Source organism: Aliivibrio fischeri (genome assembly GCA_038993745.2).
GTDB classification, from domain to species: domain Bacteria; phylum Pseudomonadota; class Gammaproteobacteria; order Enterobacterales; family Vibrionaceae; genus Aliivibrio; species Aliivibrio fischeri_B.
This window is the reverse complement of record CP160629.1, coordinates 2,820,395-2,839,583: the sequence shown is the minus strand read 5'-3', so window position 1 is coordinate 2,839,583 and position 19,189 is coordinate 2,820,395. Positions and strand designations below refer to the sequence as shown.

The window sequence follows — 19,189 nt, the reverse complement described above, 5'->3', positions numbered from 1 at the left end:
TGGTGTTAGAGCAACCTTATTTATGTCATTCATTTCTTAATAAAAGTAATACCGACAATTTGTTAGACATAGAGATACTTTTCTCATGTCATTTTTAGGATAAAGAAAGGGGACAAGGAATGTTTACGTTTCTGGTCAAGCGCCTGTTTCAGGCACTGATAGTGATGTTTGTGATCAGTCTGGTTGCGTTTTCCATCCAAGATAATTTGGGTGACCCGTTACGTGAATTGGTTGGTCAGTCAGTTTCTGAAGCTGAACGTCAAGCTTTGCGCGATGAGTTAGGTCTAAATGACCCATTTATTACCAAATATTCTCGATTTGTAAGTAATGCGCTTCAGGGCGATCTCGGTACATCGTATTTTTTCAAAAAACCTGCAGTAGAAGTTATTCTTGATAAATTGGTAGCGACGCTAGAGTTAGTGTTTGGCGCAGCGATTATTATTGTCTGTTTATCGATACCTCTTGGGGTTTATTCTGCTATTAATCCAAAAAGTATTTTTACTAAAGCCATTATGGCATTCAGTAGTATTGGTATTTCAATACCGGTTTTCCTTACTGCGATTATGTTGATGTATGTTTTCTCGATTGAACTTAATTGGTTACCGTCTTATGGACGAGGAGAGACGTATAACTTGCTTGGTTGGGAATCAGGGTTCTTTACTATTGATGGCTTAGCGCATCTGATTCTGCCGTGTATTTCCCTTGCTTCAATTATGTTACCTCTATTTATTCGTTTAGTTCGTTCTGAAATGCTAGAAGTGCTTAGTTCGGAGTACATCAAATTCTCAAAGGCAAAAGGGATCGCCACCAATAAAATTTATTATCAACACGCTCTAAAAAATACCATGTTGCCAGTGCTCACCGTTGGAGGTGTTCAAATTGGTACCATGGTGGCTTACACCATTCTTACTGAAACAGTGTTTCAATGGCCAGGCACTGGATTTTTATTTTTAGAAGCGATTAACCGTGTCGATACGCCATTAATTACCGCTTACGTTATTTTTGTTGGTCTTATCTTCGTAGTAACAAACACCATTGTTGATTTGTTATATGGATTAATTAACCCAACCGTTGATATCACAGGCAAAGGAGCGTAATCATGAATACGACAACGACTCACGTTCCAACTCGTTGGGAACGATTTAAATCTTCCGATTTTCTCTATTATTTCTTACGAGATAAAGTCGCGATGTTCAGTTTTGCTGTGTTTTTGGTTTTTGTATTAGGAGCACTGCTGTCCCCTGTTATTGCACCAACTAATCCATACGACTTAAGTTCGATTGATATTATGGATTCAGAATTGCCTCCATCTTGGATGGAAGATGGGGACGAGCGATTTCTTCTTGGTACTGATGACCAAGGCCGAGATGTGCTTTCTACTATTCTGTATGGATCTCGCTTGTCACTGACTATTGGTTTTCTTGCGGTTGGTGTGCAATTGGCGTTGGGGATTATCATTGGTTTATCTGCAGGTTATTTTGGTGGACGTATTGATAGTTTTTTAATGCGATTTGCCGATGTTCAGTTATCTTTTTCTACGATGATGGTTGCGATTATTGTATCGGCTATTTTTAAAGCCAGTTTTGGGACTGAGTTTTTTAGCCAGTATGCTGTTGTTATGCTTGTGGTGATCATTGGTGTTGCTGAATGGCCACAATATGCTCGTACTATTCGCGCATCAGTGCTTGCTGAGAAGAAAAAAGAGTATGTAGAGGCTGCAAAAGTCATGGGGTTCCGTTCTCCTCGCATCATGTTCCGCCATATTCTCCCTAACTGTTTATCGCCTATTTTGGTTATCTCAACGGTTCAAATTGCTAATGCGATTATGTCAGAGGCAGCGCTGTCTTTCTTAGGGTTAGGTTTACCTGTTGACCAACCTTCATTAGGCTCTTTAATCAGTATTGGTTTTAACTACATTTTCTCTGGTTCGTGGTGGATAACCGCTTTCCCAGGACTTGTTTTAGTTACCTTAGTTTTAGTGATTAACTTACTGGGTGACTGGTTAAGAGATGTGTTTAATCCTAAAATTTATAAAGGCTAACCTATTTTTTAGCTAATAAAAAAGCGGTGAATTATTCACCGCTTTTTTGTTTGTAGAACAGATATTGTGTTTCACAATATGGATAATTTTCCTTTATTTGTTGTTTTATTAGGCTAATTCGCTGCTTTTACTGGCAATTATATGCTCAGTTGTTAAGATCATTAGGTGTGTTTAAATATTTTAAAGCGAGTATTTGAATTAAACCAAAACAGAGAGCTGAGGCTCGAAGTGAGGAATAATGAGTAGAAATAAGGATAAGTACAGTATAGATAATACGGATTATACTGTTGGACAGGATAACGTTCAGAAATGGGGATTCGATGTACATAATCCCGTCTTTGGCATCAGCGCAGGTCTGATTGCACTCTTCTTAGTTGCTGTAGCAGTAACTGATCCCGAAAGCGCCAAAACCGTTCTTGATGGTTTTAAATGGAAGATCATTAATGCATTTGATGGTTTATTCATGTGGTCAGCTAATATCTTTGTTATTTTCTGTTTAGCATTGATTGTATCGCCGTTTGGCAAAATTCGTCTGGGTGGTGATAAAGCCAAACCGGATTACTCAATGGTATCTTGGATAGCAATGTTATTTGCTGCAGGTATGGGTATTGGGTTGATGTTCTGGGGCGTGGCTGAGCCTGTCGCATATTTTACTGGTTGGTTTGAGACTCCGCTTGGCGTTGAGGCAAATACACCAGAAGCTGCGAAATTAGCACTAGGTGCAACTATGTTCCACTGGGGCTTACACCCTTGGGCTATTTATGGCGTTGTTGCTTTGTCATTAGCATTTTTTGCTTATAACAAAGGATTGCCACTTTCGATGCGTTCTATCTTTTATCCAATTTTAGGTGATCGTACGTGGGGATGGCCTGGTCACGTTGTTGATATTTTAGCGGTTCTTGCTACGTTATTTGGTCTAGCGACCTCATTAGGTTTAGGTGCTCAGCAAGCTGCGAGTGGTTTCCATCATGTATTTGGTATGGATGGCGGCCTAGGTCTTCAGGTTGCGATTATTTTTGTTGTTACCTTACTTGCTGTTGTATCGGTAATGCGTGGTATTGATGGTGGTGTAAAAGTCATTAGTAACATCAATATGCTAATTGCCATTGTACTATTGGTTTTTGTTGCTCTTGTTACTTTCGCTATATCCATGGGTACGATTCCAACAACGATTATGGGATATGTAGAAAATATCATTCCGTTAAGTAATCCTCATGGCCGTGTTGATGAAGCATGGATGCATGGTTGGACTGTGTTTTACTGGTCTTGGTGGATTTCGTGGTCTCCATTTGTAGGTATGTTTATTGCGCGTGTATCTCGCGGTCGTACTGTTCGTGAGTTTATTACTGCTGTATTGATTGTACCTACATTATTTACCGTCTTATGGATGTCTATCTTCGGTGGTGTCGCGATTGATCAAGTTGTAAATAACATTGGTACATTAGGCTCAAAAGGCCTGACAGATGTTTCTTTAGCTATGTTTGAAATGTTTGATGCTCTGCCTATGGGCAATATTCTTTCTATGATTGCTGTTGTTCTGGTGCTTGTGTTCTTTATCACCTCATCGGATTCAGGTTCATTGGTTATCGATAGTATTACCGCTGGTGGTAAAGTGGATGCACCAATGCCACAGCGTGTGTTCTGGGCGTTTATGGAAGGTGCGATTGCTGTTGCTCTACTGTGGGTTGGCGGTACTGAAGCTATCCAAGCATTACAAGCTGGTGCAATTTCAACAGCGTTACCATTTACCCTGATTTTACTTGCGATGTGTGTAAGTTTGCTGATGGGTATGAGAACAGAAAAATATAACCGTAGTTAATTTATTTTAGATTATTACGTGCAAATAAAAGCCGACGAAGTTTTATCTTCATCGGCTTTTTATATTTTATCGCAATATAAATAAAACGTTATAACCACAACTTACGAATTGGATCGTGAGGTGAGAAGTGGTATCTCACTTGTGCTTGAAATAATTCAGCCGTCGCTATTGCATCTGTTAATGCGTGATGAGGAGGATATGAAGGCAATCCATAACGCAACCGAGTGTTGGCTAGTCTAATTGATTCTGGACGCTTACCTTTAAGCCAATTGATAAAGCCTTTCGCTTGTTCTTGTTGATAATCTCCTTCAATTTGCATGGTATCTACGACTGGGAAAACGATCCCTTCACCAATCAAACTGCGAAGATTTGCATCAAAGAAGTCTCGTTCTATACGGCGATAGTGCACAACTACGACTTTTCCTGCGAGTGCATCTAATACCTGTTCTAAAATCCGGCGTAAATCTGGAGCACCTTGTAGGTCTGAGTGAGTAATACCATGAATGACCACTGAATTTTCTTCTAAGCTGTCTTGTGCCTTCACAAACCAGTGTTGTGATTGACGGCAAAAAATACGTTCTAACGTAAAAGGCACTAAACCAATACTGATAATACTATTTTGGTTCGCATCTAATCCCGTAGTTTCAAAATCAAGCGCCACAAACTCAATGTCACTCAGTGGTGTTTCTTCTTCGTACGTTCCTGTCTTGTAGAAGTTTTTTAGCCGTTTATCTTTACTGCTCTCCTGCTTATGTTTGAAAAAGGAGGGCCAGTTTAAAATTTCTTGAGGAGCATGTGGGATCATCATTAGCTCCTAGAATTTATTCGCGTTATAGCGATATTTTAAGAAATTTTGAGCGTTACTTAATACTTGGAATGCATCCTTTAAATTACGGCGTTCAAAGTCTGACATGTTTTCAGGTTCGATATTGTTATCGGGTTCAATACCAGCTTCGACATCTAATGCTTGGTGGCGCAATCGAACCAGTGAGATTAATTCCATTGCATGATGCAAATCTTGCCCTTTGGATTTAGGTAAAATACCGGCTTCGATAATGTCATCTAAACGTTCAAATGAGTTTTGTGCATGAGAGCCAATGGCCAATGCGTGAACACGAATTAAATCGGCTAGTGGAGCTGTACCACGGCGTTTTAGGTTGATGGAATTATTATGACGCCCATCTTTTTCCATTACAAAGTCTTTAAAGAAACCTAGAGGTGGCGTTCGACGTAAGCCGTTTCGTGCTAAACAAGCTAAGAAGCGGTTATTTTTTTTCGCTCGTCGAACAATGAAGCCATTAAGTTGTTCTGCCCATTTAGTTCGACCATAAACGCCATTTAAATCAAAGAAAATAGAGCTATTTAATAGCGCTTGAGGATCTGGGTTATCAATCCAATCAGCAAAACATTCTTCCCACTCTGATTGTGTTTTACGCCATTTAGGGTTGGTTGCCATGATATCGCCTGTGCAATATTTATAGCCACAAGCCGCTAAGCCATCACAGACAAATTCAGATAGCGCTTTGAAGTATTCACCATGCTCTTTTTCGTTATATTCGTTGTCTAAAATTATCGCATTATCCTGGTCTGTAACAATTAATTGTTCGTCACGAGCCATAGAACCAAGAGCTAAGAAACAATAAGGTATAGGTGCTTCGCCTAGTTCTTCTTCTGCTAGTTCTAATAAGCGTTGTTTAAAACTACGTCCAATTTCAGACATTGCGCTACCAACCATGTGAGAGTTGGCGTCTTCGTTGACCATACGTAAGAAACAATCTTTCAACTGAGTGGAAAGTATCACTAAATCTTCAATGGTTTGCTGTTGGAAAATACTGCTTACAAACAACAGACTGTTTTGTGATTCGTAGCGAACAATATCAGAAACTTCAATAACGCCAATGGGTTGTTTATTTCTTAGTACAGGAAGGTGGTGGACGTTGTAGCGTAGCATCATCAGCATGGCTTCAAAAACATAAGCATTGTGATCAAGAGATATTAATTCTGTCGACATTACTTCAGATACAGGTGTTTCAAAATCTAAGCCACACGCCAATACTTTGGTGCATAAATCTCGGTCGGTGATAATACCAACAAAGTTATTATCTTCTTCTTCGATATCGATGTCGGGATCTGTGATTAATACCGCTGATACGTTTTCTTCAGCCATGGTTTTTGCAGCAGATTGAATGGTTTGATTTTTTTCAATCATTACGGCTTCACGGGTGATCAGCGTTTTCACTTTAGATGTTGTTAAGTCGTTTGCATCGTCTTCTGTGTTTTCAACTGCTTGTTTTAAACGAGTGGCGTCTTCTACTTCAACAAAGTCAGAGAACTCATCATAGCGTTCACAGAAATCATCAAAAACGGCTTCAGGAATACAGTAAAGTAGAGAATCTTTTAGGGCTTTGGCTGGGAAACGAACTTTATTGTTCATTAATAACCCCATTTGACCAAAGATACTGCCTTCATCAAGACGGTTATAAAGCTCTCCATTTCGACGGTACACTTCGATAATACCACTGCGAACCATGTAGAGATCTTTGATCTCATCACCAAAGCCAATCACCATGGTTTCTGCTCGGTAATAAGATATTTCAACACTTTGAGCCGCTTCTTTTATCGCTTCCTCTGGAAGTAAATTAAACGGAGGGTATTGAGATAAAAAATGCTGTATTTCTAACAGTTCAACTTCCATGTGTTACTCGACATAAATAGAGAAGGGGAAAAATAATTTTAGTTTATCGGCTTATGGATAGCCATTTTATTCTATGAAAATGAGTAATATAAGCGCATTAGAATGAGGTTCTCGGATTTGAAACATAACTTTTGCTATGCTGATAATATTGTAAGTGCTTGCTTGGAGAAGTTTGATGACTCAATTAATAAAAATAACAAAAATTTCATTGGGAGTACTAAGTAGTGTCCTTGTTATGGCGCATGCTTATGCCAATGATGCTTCAAATGATGATGTGGTTAAAAAGGAAAGTGCACTTACCTCGATTTGTTTTTCTAAAGCTGCGCATTCTGATGCGAAAAATGTGTTGTTAGATGCTTGCCCAATTGGTGATGGTTTATGGGGAAATCAACAACCAAAATTAGAAAAAGGAAAGAGCGAGTTTTGGATTCAATGTGGTGTGTTTAATCAGGATCTGACGAAAGAAAAAGTAAATCATATTCAAAAGAAAGTGGATGCCTCGATTAACTTTAAATTAGAGGGAGAAGCTAAGCGTTGCTTGATTGGACCTTATCAAGACTTCACTACAGCGCAAAAGCAATTAAGAAGTTTACAAAGTGATCGGTTATTTAAGCATGCTGCATTAAGGGAAGTGAACTTAGCTTTGTTGCCTCAAGTTGAAGAACCGATTGAAAGCGCTCCAGAGGCGGTAAGCGAGCCAGAACCTGATCCTATTACTATTCGTAAGCAAACAAAGATAAATAATATTCATTTTGTAGTTCCATTTACTGATGACAGTAGTGAAGGCTTTTATATGGAAAATAGTTTGCCATGGCTTCGAGCTACATCTCTACATGCTCAAGAAATTTGTCAGCAAATAGATATGGATTTGGTTACTAAAGAGCAATGGCAAATCTTGCTTGATTCAACGATAATGACCAAAGACAAATGGCCTGTATTATTGCCTTATTGGGGTGCTGATAATTTGGGACTCTTTAAAGACGGTGCGGCCAGAAAATTAAAAAACACCTCCATGCTAAATGTGATGTGTACTAAGAAAGTAGAGGATGAAGTCGTTGGAAATCCAATTTAAAGGTCGCTGGGACAGTAAGTCTCTTGCTGAAAACCTACAAGAAGCACTAGAGACATTAGAAGATGAATTTGGTGTTAAGGCGCTTTCAAATATCTCATTAAATATTTGTTTGGAAGATGAACATAGAGAAGAGCTTGCGTTACTTAGTCCTACAGGACGCGCCTTGGATTTTTTAGTTATTAACAATCCAAAAGATGTGAATGATGGAGAGAAAGCGCCAGTGCTTGAGTTTAAGCCTCGCGGATAATTTTTATCATTCAATTTTATTGATATGTAAAACCCCGGTATGTTCCGGGGTTTTTTATTTACCAATCTTTTTTTCGATTAAACCAACATTCTTTAGCAACATATTGAAACTCATCATAAGAGTGGCAGCCCAAGATGGTATCGACGGCTTTACCATTCATGAAGGTCACAAATAAATCGTAAAGGCTCATCGCTTCTTCATAATCGTCTTTATTGATAGCAAAAAGAAAAATCACATGAGCTATTTTCCCGTTTCCCCAATCTACGCCGTGTGGAGAAATGATGGTATATACTTTTGTTTCGTTAGCGAGTAATCCCAAAGAGTGTGGAATCGCAATGCCTTCCCCTAAAATCGTCGATGTAATGCTTTCTCGCTCAATAACTGAGTCGTAAAACTCAATAGGGGTGATGTTATCTTCTGTAAAATGAGTACTGAATTTTTTGAGCACTTCACCTTGAGTCATTGGTTCATCCAGAACAGAAAAATAACGGTGATCAAAAAACTTATCCAACATATATGGGTGTGAGCGATTCATTAGAATGAGTTTATTTACTTGTTCTAATTGGAAGCTCGTTGGTATCGGGGATACCGTGATTGTCGGTTTGTTTTTTTGTGATACTTTTTCTGTTGAGATAACGAAATCAGCATCTACTTTTGATAACTCTTCATAATCTCTAAGACTCTCTACTTTCTCTATTGTAAGTTGAGGTAATGAGCGAATAAGTTGTGATTCAAGTAAGCGTACAATTGATGTTCCCGAGTCACACACAAGTAAAGCTTTTGGTGGTAATTGTTCTTCCAGTGAGAAATTACGCTCTAGTCCAACACCAATATGCATGACTAAGTAACCTATCTCTCCGTCTGGAATTAAATGTTTACCCCAATGAGAAATAGCTGCAACAGTCATATCATAAGCCAATGGGTAATAGCGTTTAATATGATCAAATAGTGGATTTGGAATGGTAATTTGATACTTAACTCGTAAGATCATGGTGGTGATATGGCAGAGTAAGTCTCGTTTTAATTGCTCATCATTACGCAGATCGTAGTTGTAATGTGTATTAACGTAATCCAATAAATATTGAGTTAGCTCTAATTGCTCTGTTGGTTTTTGAGTGTCGATTTCAGGAACGCCTGTTACACGACGTGCCGCAATTTGAATGCTTAGATAATCTATTTCTGCTTGAGGTAAAGGTGCACCAAGTAAACTTTCTATGGTTTGGCTTAACTCTGCTGCTGTTTTTTGTGCTTCTTCACTGAGATTTGGTTGATCTACGTGATGAATGCATGCGTTTTGTTTTAGTCGATGCAGGGCAACACCACAATACACAACTAAATGATGCAAACCTTCATCAGTAAGCTTGATGTGATTTTTATTAATTAATTCAAGTAAATCCGTTTTTAAGGATGGTTGATTAATCTCTGGAACAAAATATTCACAAACATCAATAAACGTATGATCACTTGGTTTAAATTGGAATAAAATATGGGCGATACAAGCTCGAATTGCTTGCTCTTCACCAAACAGGCGTAATCCACAATGCGCTTTACTTATTAACTCTAAATTATATTGCTCAAGCTGCTCTCTAATTTCACCCATATCTGCTTGTAATGAAGTGCGACTGACAAACCATTGATTGGCAAGATCATCCAACTTACATTCTTCCTCTTGAGATAATAGACGCATCATCAAATACACCATACGATCTTTGGCGTTGCGAGGAGATGATTTCATTTTTTTCGTTTGTTTTTCAATATCCAAGAAACGGGTCTCATCATAGATATCAAAGTGATAGCCCTTTCCTCTCTGGTGCTGAATTTGGGCACCGTAAGAAGCCAAAATATCATTCAAGGCAGAGATGTCTGTTCGAATTGTTCGTGTTGAAATATCACAACGTTGAGCAAGCTCTTGCTGAGGAAGGGCTTCATATCTAAGCGCTTCAAAAATGACATTAAGACGAGGATAAGGCAGTTGGATCATAGAAAAACCAGAACAGTTAATAAGTGTTTATATTGATAATAATATCAACCAACGAAAACGTTAGGGTAATGGTATTTATTCAATATGTGATGTATATGTAGATGTAATTTACTTTATTGAAAAATATACATTTTCTCTCTTGTTTTTAATAAAAAAGGCCAATATCCGGGGGGCGAATAATTGGCCTTTGGGAGCAAACTTAGTTAAGCAGTTTTTTTGTCATGTCCAACAGTGTTTTTACATCTTCAGGGCGAGTATTTCCTGTCGCTTTATCTATGATAGAGCTGTAGATATGAGGAATGATTTTGCTTACACCAGCATCTAATGCGATTTGCATAATTTCTTCATAGTTTTCAAGGTCAATCCCGCCTGTCGGCTCTAACCAGAAATCTTGATTAGCACACGCTTTTGCAACACAAGCGAATTCTTCACGTGTTTCTAAACCGCCCATCGGGAAGTATTTTACAGAGCTACCTCCCATGTCTTTTAGCATGGCAATTGCTGTTTCTACTGGAACAATAGCGTCTTCAGAGCGAGAGCTTAACGGACCTGTTGATATTTTCACCATTCCAACAGTGCCAGTTGGTGAAATAAGGCCATTTACGATACTTTTATCCTGTCCAGCTAAAGCTCGGCTTGTCGCTACACCAGTAAATACTTGGTTAATGTGCTGTGGTTGTACGTGTTGTGAAATAAGCGAAACCATCATTGATTGATTTGGATCTCCAGCACCTAAACCAACAGATACAGCATTGTTTGTTACTTCGCTGTATTTCTTCATATCTTCCACTGCAGTATCAACATCTGGGTAATTTTTAGATAAAACGCCAACAAGGACATGGCCTTCTGCTGCGTCATAAATATCAGCCGCATTATCAACAGAGCCTGCTAATACGTTTAGGCATACACGGTTTTTATAGAAGTTAGCTTTTAAACTCATGGAATATCTCTCTTAAAATAATGCGTTAATTTTTTCGAAAATAGTGTTTAATTGAGTGGTGTTAACACTGCGAACATCAATCTCAATAATGCCTTCATTAGCTTTGTAGCCACGGCAGTAAATTGCTGGATTACCGTTATTTAATTGCTTAACGATATTATTAGTTGTTGTACCTAGAGTTTCATGGTCAAAAGCAATCTCAGCTCTTGCAATATCGCGTCCTGCACTGTCCCACACTACTCGTGACGTTACGCCATGAATGGTGTTCATATCAGCGATGAATTTTTCCATCTTCGCAACCATTTCTTGGCCTGATTCTTTTTCAACAGTTAAGTAATCAGTGATTGCGTGAGTTAAACCTAAGATACCTTCTTTGCCGACTTTCATTGCTCGGCCAATGCCTTGAGATTGTTTGCGAACCCAATCTACATATTGAGTTTTACCGACAACTAACCCACTTGTCGGCCCTTCAATGGCTTTCGCTCCACTGTAGATAACGAGATCCGCGCCCATAGCAAAGTAGCTTTTTAAATCTTCTTCTGCTGCGGCATCAACAATTAATGGTAGGCCATGTTTTTGAGCTACAGTTGCCGCTTGCTCTACGTTTAAAATACTTTTTTGAACACAGTGGTGAGATTTGATGTACAAAATCGCTGCAGTATTTTTAGTGATAGCAGCTTCAAGTTGTTCCGGTGAACATTCATTCGCGTATCCAGCTTCTTTAATTGTTCCGCCACCGAGAGTTACCATGGTGCCAACAGGAGCACCGAAATTAACGTTATGACCTTTTGGCAGTACAATTTCTGATGGAACATCGTGAGAGTGAGCGTGCAGGTTTTCTAAGCGGTATTGACTGTCTCTAACAATAACCGCAGCCACAGACTGAGCGATACCAGCAGAAGCACAAGACACAACAACCGCAGCATCGACATTAAGAAGGTTAGCAATATATTCACCCGTTTTGATAACGAGATCTTTCATATCAAAATATTGCCCAAGCCCTTCTTTTACTGCATTTACAACGTCTTCATTTGGCGTTGAAACCCCTAATGCAGTCATGCGGCCAGATGCATTAATTACTTCAGTTAGACCATACTTCTCATGAATTGAAGACATCAGTTTTTTCTCCGTGTTGTGTCGTGATAACTTGGCCAGCAACAATGCTTGCCAAAGGTAAAAATGATTCGTTACCTTGACGATTTCCTTGTTCAGAATCGACAAAAGTACATGGTTCATGATGGATATTGAAAATGGTTAGATCGGCGTCTTTACCCACTTCTAATTGACCTTTTGCGTCCATTTGTAGTGCATTTGCAGCATTTATCGTTACACAGTTGATTACTTGCTCAAGAGATAAACCAATGGTTAAAAACTTGGACATGATATGAGCTAGGCTACGTACAGGTCCTGCAATTCGGTTTTTACAGTAGATATCAGAGCTTATCGTGTCAGGGTAAATTCCCTTTTTAATCGCTTGTTCAGCAACATCAAAACTGAAACTTGCACCGCCATGACCAACATCTAAAATAACGCCGCGTTTAATGGCTTTTTTCATCGATTCTTTTAGCTCACCTTCTGGAGTTAAAATGCGATTTGGTTTGCCGTTATAACAGTGTGTAATGATGTCGCCTTTTGTTAGTAATTCAGCAATATCATCTAAATTAGGTGGATTATTTCCAACGTGTACCATTAAAGGTAGGTGGTTATTTTGAGCTTGCATCTCTTTGGCTTTAACCAAAGGTTTTAATCCGTTTTCTTTTACAACACTGCCGCTCATTCGCGCTTTAATGCCAACCACAAAATCGGAATGTTTGCTGATGGTTTCTTTGGCGATATCTAAATCAATATCACTCATATCAGCAAGCTCATCTTGTCGTAATAAACCAATTCGAGAAATATTAAGAATGCTGTATACGTTAGTTGAGCTTTTTTGAGTTAGTTGATAAAAATCATCAATATCATCAGCACCGACACTACCTGCATCTACAACGGTGGTTACACCATGAGTAACACCAATTAAATCAGGCTCATCGTTGTATATAGGAGAAGCGGAGTAACAGTGAGTATGAGAATCTATCCAACCAGCACTAATGTAATGAAGCCCTTTTAAATCGATTTCTTTTTCAGCGCTTTCGATAATATTGGTACTAATTTTGGCAATTTTTCCCGCTTGAATAGCAATGTCGACAAAGTGACCGTTAGCTAATTTTCCATTTTTTATGAGTAAGTCATACATAATTCTTACCTGTGTTATGTAATGCTCTTCTTGGTTGAAGAGCATTACCAAGATGGGTTAGCCGATGGCTACTGGGAATAGTGAACCGAAAATCATTGCTCCTAAAATTGCGCCACCAGTGATTGGTTTTTGCCATTGATAAAATGCTAGAGCACCAATTAATGAACCGATACCAATTGGAATTGAAGCACCAATTGCAGATAGAACAATCAAAGGACCTAAGAAGCGACCTGATGAATTACCAGCACCCATCATGACGTCAGCACCGTAGGTAGAGTTACTTTGGCCAACGGTATATTTACGAGCAATAATGATGATGTAACCAATTGCCACGCCTAAGAAGAAACCAACAATTAATGAGGCAACAAAGTTTTCTAGTGGGTAAACAATACCAGCACCAAGAAGTAGAGCCGGAACACCCAGTCCAATACCGGTTTGAATTGCACCACCGATGTCCAAGATACCAACTAGTGAACCTTCAATGATTCGAGCGAATAAGAAACTTGCACCAAAGGCAGCAACCGCACCATAAACACCTGTATCCATACCAGCTCGTAACATTGAAACGAAAGCAACTTCGTTAAATGCGCCGATGCCGTATAGGTAATACATGTGAGTACCAGCAAATACGCCTGAAGAAAGCAGACCTACGAAGAATGGAAAAGACCAATCTGCGTACCAAAAGTTATTCTTTAATTTGTCATCCATTTTAAAACTCCAGACTTACTATTTGCCGCTAATGCTTGTATGAACACTCTCTAACCATGTAGGGATAGTGAGTCGGAAAGATTCTAGAAGCTCAAGGTCAAATCCACGGAAGAAGGCACTTAGAACAAACAGTGCAATTACCGCAGTTAACATCGTTTTTGTTACACGGTTCCAGCCACCATCTTCAACACCTTTACCAATTAAGATACCTAGAACAAGACCTGGAACGGCGTTACCCATGATCATATGAGCAAGACCACCAAAGATAGTTGCCCAAAAACCTGAACGACGGCCCGCATCAATAGCTGCAAGCCAGAAAATAACCGGCATCGCGATGTTTACAAGAAGGTTAGCTGCAGGAACAAGTACTTTAACGGCTGTGATTTGTAGGCTTTCTGGTACGGCTGATGCTGTTGTATTTAAGAAAGCAACAACGATCATGCCGATGATGCCACAAGCAATACCCATTTTTTCGGGTCGTGCATGGTTGTTGCTACATCACGGTTTTTAACCATTAGAGCAGCGGCACCCCAGTTAGGAATGATGCGGTGATCAACGTCTTGAGTGAAGGCACCAGCAGCAACAGATGATGCCCATGCGTTAAAGAAGAAACCAAGACCAAAAGAGAAGTGAGAAGCAGGGTCACCTTCACAAGAATTAAGCTCTCCAAGAGTACGGAATGCACCCATACCTTGAACTGTTGGAGCATGGAACATTCGAGCAGCACCGACACCAACGCCGACGCCAACTAAAGCCCCAATAATGAGGGACTTTATTAATATTATTAAGAACATCTATATATACCTTCCGTTAGTATATTTAATTAAGTGCTAATTAAATAAATAGGTGTTTATATTGATTTAAAATCTAATTGGTCAATATTAATTACTGTGACATTAACAGTGACATCAATCGTGACTGAGTAGGTTGTTTTATTTCTTGGTAAAAAGAAAAACATAAACTTTTCAATTCTTTCTTTTTTCTCTGCATTAATTAATTTCACATCAACAGGTTCAATTCGTAAAATAACTTGTTCGTTATCTTTTAAAATGGTTTTTTGAATATTACTTAATGCAGAGCTGAAAGCTGATTGTTTTGTATTTCCATTACCACTGACCGTTACGGTTGTTGTAATAGATTCTTTCATAAATAATTAACTTCTGTATTTTTTAACAAAGGCTTCAACTAATTTTTTACCTAGTTCTTCTTGGTCCATAAAACCAAATCCAAGAACGTTGTAACCTTCATTAATTGCAGTAACGCCTTCTTCTACAGAGCGCATACCATATTTTGCTTTGTAACCGTATTTATTTTGAGCCGTGATAGCACCAGCACCGCCACTGCCACAAAAAGAGATACCGAAGTCAGCTTCTTCTTGTTTCATGATGTCACCAAGCTTCATATCTGCTGCCATGCCTGGGATTACTGTTACAGAACCACCTGCAGCTTCAACACCCATACCTACTTTTTGTCCTTTACCTAGACGGTCACCGATAACTACTTTTACATCAGCCATATTAAGCTCCTAATTCTTCAGTTAATTCGTTTTCTTTTGCCACTTCAAAGTGAACAGATAATAAATATGTTTCTTCGTATGCTAATGCCGGAAACCATTTCACGACATCTTCAGCTAATTTGTGTGATGACTTAGATATTTCATCAAACATTTCAATTTCAACTTCTGGTAATGGTTCATTAGTATGAGAACGAATTACCATTGCTTTTAAATGAGAATAAAGCATTTGTTTTTGAACACTGTCTGGAAATATATTCTCAGCTCGTAAAATATCGATAACTTTATTGAACGTTGAATCTACTTCATCAGTGAATAACTCTTCATTTATTTCTAGAGTATTACTATTCACGTTTTTTATTTCCTCTAAATAATATTTTTAATACGTAACTTGATGATGAAAGAATATAAGTGGAAAGAAAAAGTGAACAGAGAGAGTTTTTCCACTTTGAAGTGGAAATTGGAATACTTGAGGAGATATAGATCATACTTTCTTTGCTATTTCCTTACTTATTATGAAGTTACAGATTTACCTAATGTGGAAATAAAAGTGGAAATGGAAATTTGAGGTGAGTTTTTTGTGATGTGAGTAAGGTTTTAAATGGATGTGGCGGTGGGGAGAGATAAAATAAACCCCGGCGAGTACCGGGGTTTTTTTGTATCAAAGTAATCTATTAGCTACTTTTTAAAACTAAATACGATACGTTCAGCTTCATCAGTACGTTCTGGTTTAGCTTCGATAGTGTAAAGACCAGATGGAATCGCAACTGAAGGATCGAAAGGCATTAAGTCGATGTAACAAGAGCCTTCAACATCTCTATATTGTGGCTGGCTGTTAAAGTAGTTGTTAGCGCCGTAGTTGTCACCGTGAACTCGAATGCTACCGTAGTCGAGGTAGATATCTTTTAAAATTGCACAAGTTTCCGCATTACGACCATAGATTGAAGCGGAAGAGTATGGGCTTCCTTGATAATCAAATTGCTGAACGATGCCAGAAACTTTTAGTTCAGTAACAACAGTATCATTAGTGCCTTCTGCAGATGGCATTGCAATGAATGTTTCACGGTCTACCCAGTTCGGATTCGCTTGAGATTCGCTAACGTCGTTATTAAGCGCTTCTTCTACATATTGAGCATTTGTGTGGTAAGAGTACAGCTCTGTTGATTTATCATTACCTTCCTCATCAGTGAATGATACTAGGAAATGTTTGTCGTCATCAAAAGAGTGTTGTTTGATGACATCTAATGTCATTTTCATACCATCTTCTTGTGAGACAATTTTGTCACCAACGATTGCGTATGGAACTCCTTCTGTAAATTCTGACATGTTTGTATCACACGTTGACAAGTTACCGTTATCTCGAGAGTTCCAATACATAGTTTTAGAGTCTGCATCTAGGTAAATAGAATCACACCATGCTTTAGCAAACTCAGTACCATTGTTACCAATCTCTACGAAATGCAGGAATTTACCTTCAAGTGGGTGACTTGGAGTAACTGCAGCTTCCTCAATCGTTAATGTTACCTCTGCTTCTGCAGACGCTTGGTTTACACCATCATTCGCGAATAGACCAACAGTAAATTCACCGTGGTTTGATGGAGTACCAGTCAAACTTAGCTCATCGCTATCAAGAGTAACTGACATACCCGCAGGAACGTTTTCAACAGTGTATTTTAACGCATCACCATCAACGTCAGTAAATAGACCTGTAGCAGCGATCGTTTCGTTAACTTTATCACCTTGAGTTAGTGTCAACGCGTTAAGTTTAGCTTGGATAGTCTCTAAAGCTTCAGGACTATGAGTTGGCGCTGTATTCGGTGTCTCAATCGTCACTTTTAGGTTTGCTGGGTAAGAAAGAGAACCTTTAGTGTCTTCAGCAAAGACTTGGTAGATAAACTCACCTGCAGCTTTTGGTGTACCCGTGATTAGACCTGTAGTTTCATCAATAACTAGGCCGTTGTTATCGCTTCCTAGAGTTTGCATGCTGTAAGTTAGAGTGTCGCCATCCGCATCGCTAAATAATTCAGAAGCGTCAATCGCTACCCAAACATCACCAAGTAGCATAGTCACAGCTTCAGGTGTTAGATCAACAACAGGGCGGCTGTTCGGTTTCACCGTTACGCCACCGTCTGGAGTAACCTCAACAACAGGAGCGTAATTGTCTAACTCACCTGAGTTGTTGATGATCTCGTTTGTATCATTTGCAACTTCAGTTGAAATCGTAAGTTGTGTTTCCACACTCTTGTCGTTGTTATCAACCAGTGTTTCACCGATGACTTTCAGTGCTTTCGCTTCATCTGATGGATTTGCTAGGTAGTCGCCGAAAATCATGTCTGCATCAGCTTTTAGGCCAGTGCCAGTGATTGCTTTAACTACTTCATCTTTTGCTGTTTCAGGTGTAAGTTCATTATTGTTCGCCATTTGCTCAACAACCATATTGGTCATTGGGTTAACAATTACGTTGTTGCTTTCGCTTGCTGGAGAAGCTAGGTCAAACCCTTTTGCTACCAGACCACGATCGGTATCGATGGTTTTACCTGCAATCGCTTTGATACATACGTTCATACCAGAAAAATCGGTTTTGCTGATTGTCGCTTTACCGTCTTTGTTAGTCACGATCTCTGTATTGAGCTCACAGCCGTTTGCAAGGTTACCATCTTTATCAACCCAAATTTCTGCGTTGTGTAGGTAACCATCAATTGCCGTAATAATGATACCACCAGCTGAAGGTGTTCCTGTATTGGTGTCTGAACCACCATCAGAACCGCCACAACCTACTAACGCTAGTGCCACTGACGCTGCTAATAAACTTACCTTTTTCATTCTGTCTCAATCCTTTTTGATGAGGGTAGCCTTTCCCTCAATACATGTTTATTTATTTGTAAAACTCAAAAGTGCGACACTTTTACGCCGGTTCAAAAAACAAAACAAGACACGGAAAATAGGAAAAAAACCGTAAAATTTATTTTATTTTTTTATCAATAGCACTATTGGTTTTTTGGAATGAATCACTCATATTTCGCACCCAAAATACATCTAGGGACGAAAAATGAAAAAAATATATTGGTTAGGTTTATTGCCGTGTTTTGCAATGGCGCATGAGGGAGATAAAAACTATGGGTATTCTTACTTTACGTTTGGTTTAGAGAACGTAACGTATCAAGAATATTATGGTGGAACACAATCTAAGGTGACGATCATAAACCCTGTTTTGAACAGTGGTGGCTTGTATTACATTAACGATAAGTTTGATTTTTCTATTGATGCCTTGGCTTCATTTTCTCCTCAAAGTGCACAAGAAGATTGGAAGTATTATGGTCAATTAATGCAAACCAATAAGTTTGAATATTTAAAAACGGCGACCAACATTCAACTGCACTACAAACTTACTGATGAGTGGCGAGTTATCGGTGGTCCGGCACTTACTTACCAAACGTATACTCGCTACGGTATGAGAAACCATAATGGGTTCACCAATAAAGCGTTTTATGGCACATGGGAAGAAACCTCGACCGATATTTTTGTTGATTTGGGTGTGGCTTACGATAATGGCTTACTGTTTAGTGATAAGAAATGGAAAGTGAGCGGACGTGCAGTATTAGGTCTTCCAATTTATAGTGTGACTCAAAATACTAAGTTTGAAGATAATACGTTTAATGATTTTGGGATGAGAGCTTCAATTGAAGGAACCATTAGCTACGAAGTCATGAAAGGGTTACACCTTGGTTGGTATGCGATGCTAGGTTATGAAAAACGCTTTGAGACAGACAAGCAAGCGGTGCTAGTTGAAACGTGCGTCACCATGGTTGATGGTGTTTGTACAGAGCGCGAAACCAAAAATGGCTATGCAACGCTGCCAGAGGCGGATACTCATACATTTAGTACTGGTTTACAGGCACTTTGGAGTTTTTAGCCTATCGTAGGCCAAACAAAAAAG

The 19,189-nt window shown here is 39.0% G+C and carries 17 protein-coding genes and 1 pseudogene; 6 read left to right on the top strand and 12 right to left on the bottom strand.

Features of this window, described 5'->3' with window-relative positions; translation table 11 throughout:
• Window positions 1-119 precede the first annotated feature (119 nt).
• The 3 genes from AAFX60_013610 (at window position 120) to AAFX60_013600 (ending at window position 3,860) form a co-directional block, all read left to right on the top strand.
• The gene (locus AAFX60_013610; protein XDF77624.1) at window positions 120-1,097 is read left to right on the top strand and encodes an ABC transporter permease; all 978 of its coding nucleotides are present in this window, start codon (window positions 120-122) and stop codon (window positions 1,095-1,097) included.
• A gap of 2 nt (window positions 1,098-1,099) precedes the next feature.
• The gene (locus AAFX60_013605) at window positions 1,100-2,041 is read left to right on the top strand and encodes an ABC transporter permease (protein XDF77623.1); all 942 of its coding nucleotides are present in this window, start codon (window positions 1,100-1,102) and stop codon (window positions 2,039-2,041) included.
• Window positions 2,042-2,279: 238 nt separating this feature from the next.
• Entirely contained in the window at window positions 2,280-3,860 is a 1,581-nt protein-coding gene (locus AAFX60_013600) for a BCCT family transporter (protein XDF77622.1), read from the top strand.
• Window positions 3,861-3,948: 88 nt separating this feature from the next.
• Here AAFX60_013600 and AAFX60_013595 read toward each other — a convergent pair whose 3' ends face one another.
• The gene (locus AAFX60_013595) at window positions 3,949-4,665 is read right to left on the bottom strand and encodes a 3'-5' exonuclease (protein XDF78953.1); all 717 of its coding nucleotides are present in this window, start codon (window positions 4,663-4,665) and stop codon (window positions 3,949-3,951) included.
• Between the two features lie 9 nt (window positions 4,666-4,674).
• The gene (locus AAFX60_013590; protein XDF77621.1) at window positions 4,675-6,555 is read right to left on the bottom strand and encodes a DUF294 nucleotidyltransferase-like domain-containing protein; all 1,881 of its coding nucleotides are present in this window, start codon (window positions 6,553-6,555) and stop codon (window positions 4,675-4,677) included.
• A 175-nt stretch (window positions 6,556-6,730) separates the two neighbouring features.
• On the opposite strand from AAFX60_013590, the gene AAFX60_013585 reads away from it, so the two are divergent.
• On the top strand, window positions 6,731-7,627 hold the full coding sequence (locus AAFX60_013585; GenBank protein XDF77620.1) for an SPOR domain-containing protein: 897 nt from the start codon (window positions 6,731-6,733) through the stop codon (window positions 7,625-7,627).
• Entirely contained in the window at window positions 7,602-7,874 is a 273-nt protein-coding gene (locus AAFX60_013580) for a hypothetical protein (GenBank protein XDF77619.1), read from the top strand. The genes AAFX60_013585 and AAFX60_013580 overlap by 26 nt, the downstream gene beginning before the upstream one ends.
• 58 nt (window positions 7,875-7,932) lie before the next feature.
• Here AAFX60_013580 and AAFX60_013575 read toward each other — a convergent pair whose 3' ends face one another.
• The 10 genes and pseudogenes from AAFX60_013575 to AAFX60_013530 all read right to left on the bottom strand — a co-directional run bounded on the left by AAFX60_013575 (window position 7,933) and on the right by AAFX60_013530 (window position 18,075).
• A complete protein-coding gene (locus AAFX60_013575; GenBank protein ID XDF77618.1) occupies window positions 7,933-9,855 on the bottom strand; it encodes a PRD domain-containing protein in 1,923 nt (640 codons plus the stop codon).
• Window positions 9,856-10,054: 199 nt separating this feature from the next.
• A complete protein-coding gene (locus AAFX60_013570) occupies window positions 10,055-10,795 on the bottom strand; it encodes a KDGP aldolase family protein (protein XDF77617.1) in 741 nt (246 codons plus the stop codon).
• 12 nt (window positions 10,796-10,807) lie between these two features.
• Entirely contained in the window at window positions 10,808-11,911 is a 1,104-nt protein-coding gene (locus AAFX60_013565; GenBank protein XDF77616.1) for a DgaE family pyridoxal phosphate-dependent ammonia lyase, read from the bottom strand.
• Window positions 11,895-13,031: an amidohydrolase/deacetylase family metallohydrolase gene (locus AAFX60_013560; GenBank protein ID XDF77615.1), complete on the bottom strand. Its 1,137-nt coding sequence runs from the start codon at window positions 13,029-13,031 to the stop codon at window positions 11,895-11,897. Before AAFX60_013560 ends, AAFX60_013565 begins: the two co-directional genes overlap by 17 nt.
• A 57-nt stretch (window positions 13,032-13,088) precedes the next feature.
• Window positions 13,089-13,739, bottom strand: coding sequence for a DUF4310 family protein (locus AAFX60_013555; GenBank protein XDF77614.1), 651 nt, complete (start codon window positions 13,737-13,739; stop codon window positions 13,089-13,091).
• Between the two features lie 18 nt (window positions 13,740-13,757).
• Window positions 13,758-14,533, bottom strand: a pseudogene (locus AAFX60_013550) (DUF4311 domain-containing protein).
• A 56-nt stretch (window positions 14,534-14,589) separates the two neighbouring features.
• Window positions 14,590-14,886: a DUF4312 family protein gene (locus tag AAFX60_013545; GenBank protein XDF77613.1), complete on the bottom strand. Its 297-nt coding sequence runs from the start codon at window positions 14,884-14,886 to the stop codon at window positions 14,590-14,592.
• 6 nt (window positions 14,887-14,892) lie between these two features.
• Window positions 14,893-15,255: a glycine-rich SFCGS family protein gene (locus AAFX60_013540; GenBank protein XDF77612.1), complete on the bottom strand. Its 363-nt coding sequence runs from the start codon at window positions 15,253-15,255 to the stop codon at window positions 14,893-14,895.
• A gap of 1 nt (window position 15,256) precedes the next feature.
• Window positions 15,257-15,604 (bottom strand): transcriptional regulator, encoded by a 348-nt coding sequence (locus AAFX60_013535; GenBank protein XDF77611.1) that lies wholly within the window; start codon window positions 15,602-15,604, stop codon window positions 15,257-15,259.
• 326 nt (window positions 15,605-15,930) lie between these two features.
• Window positions 15,931-18,075, bottom strand: a complete 2,145-nt coding sequence (locus AAFX60_013530; protein ID XDF77610.1) for a putative Ig domain-containing protein — start codon at window positions 18,073-18,075, stop codon at window positions 15,931-15,933.
• A 226-nt stretch (window positions 18,076-18,301) separates the two neighbouring features.
• Here AAFX60_013530 and AAFX60_013525 point away from each other — a divergent pair, with 226 nt between their 5' ends.
• On the top strand, window positions 18,302-19,165 hold the full coding sequence (locus AAFX60_013525) for a hypothetical protein (GenBank protein XDF77609.1): 864 nt from the start codon (window positions 18,302-18,304) through the stop codon (window positions 19,163-19,165).
• Window positions 19,166-19,189: the final 24 nt, after the last annotated feature.

Coding starts and splice junctions, on each gene's coding strand:
- AAFX60_013565 (XDF77616.1), bottom strand. CDS start 11,911: ATGTCTTCAATTCATGAGAAGTATGGTCTAACTGAAGTAATTAATGCA.
- AAFX60_013585 (XDF77620.1), top strand. CDS start 6,731: ATGACTCAATTAATAAAAATAACAAAAATTTCATTGGGAGTACTAAGT.
- AAFX60_013545 (XDF77613.1), bottom strand. CDS start 14,886: ATGAAAGAATCTATTACAACAACCGTAACGGTCAGTGGTAATGGAAAT.
- AAFX60_013555 (XDF77614.1), bottom strand. CDS start 13,739: ATGGATGACAAATTAAAGAATAACTTTTGGTACGCAGATTGGTCTTTT.
- AAFX60_013570 (XDF77617.1), bottom strand. CDS start 10,795: ATGAGTTTAAAAGCTAACTTCTATAAAAACCGTGTATGCCTAAACGTA.
- AAFX60_013600 (XDF77622.1), top strand. CDS start 2,280: ATGAGTAGAAATAAGGATAAGTACAGTATAGATAATACGGATTATACT.
- AAFX60_013590 (XDF77621.1), bottom strand. CDS start 6,555: ATGGAAGTTGAACTGTTAGAAATACAGCATTTTTTATCTCAATACCCT.
- AAFX60_013580 (XDF77619.1), top strand. CDS start 7,602: ATGAAGTCGTTGGAAATCCAATTTAAAGGTCGCTGGGACAGTAAGTCT.
- AAFX60_013575 (XDF77618.1), bottom strand. CDS start 9,855: ATGATCCAACTGCCTTATCCTCGTCTTAATGTCATTTTTGAAGCGCTT.
- AAFX60_013530 (XDF77610.1), bottom strand. CDS start 18,075: ATGAAAAAGGTAAGTTTATTAGCAGCGTCAGTGGCACTAGCGTTAGTA.
- AAFX60_013560 (XDF77615.1), bottom strand. CDS start 13,031: ATGTATGACTTACTCATAAAAAATGGAAAATTAGCTAACGGTCACTTT.
- AAFX60_013610 (XDF77624.1), top strand. CDS start 120: ATGTTTACGTTTCTGGTCAAGCGCCTGTTTCAGGCACTGATAGTGATG.
- AAFX60_013525 (XDF77609.1), top strand. CDS start 18,302: ATGAAAAAAATATATTGGTTAGGTTTATTGCCGTGTTTTGCAATGGCG.
- AAFX60_013595 (XDF78953.1), bottom strand. CDS start 4,665: ATGATCCCACATGCTCCTCAAGAAATTTTAAACTGGCCCTCCTTTTTC.
- AAFX60_013605 (XDF77623.1), top strand. CDS start 1,100: ATGAATACGACAACGACTCACGTTCCAACTCGTTGGGAACGATTTAAA.
- AAFX60_013540 (XDF77612.1), bottom strand. CDS start 15,255: ATGGCTGATGTAAAAGTAGTTATCGGTGACCGTCTAGGTAAAGGACAA.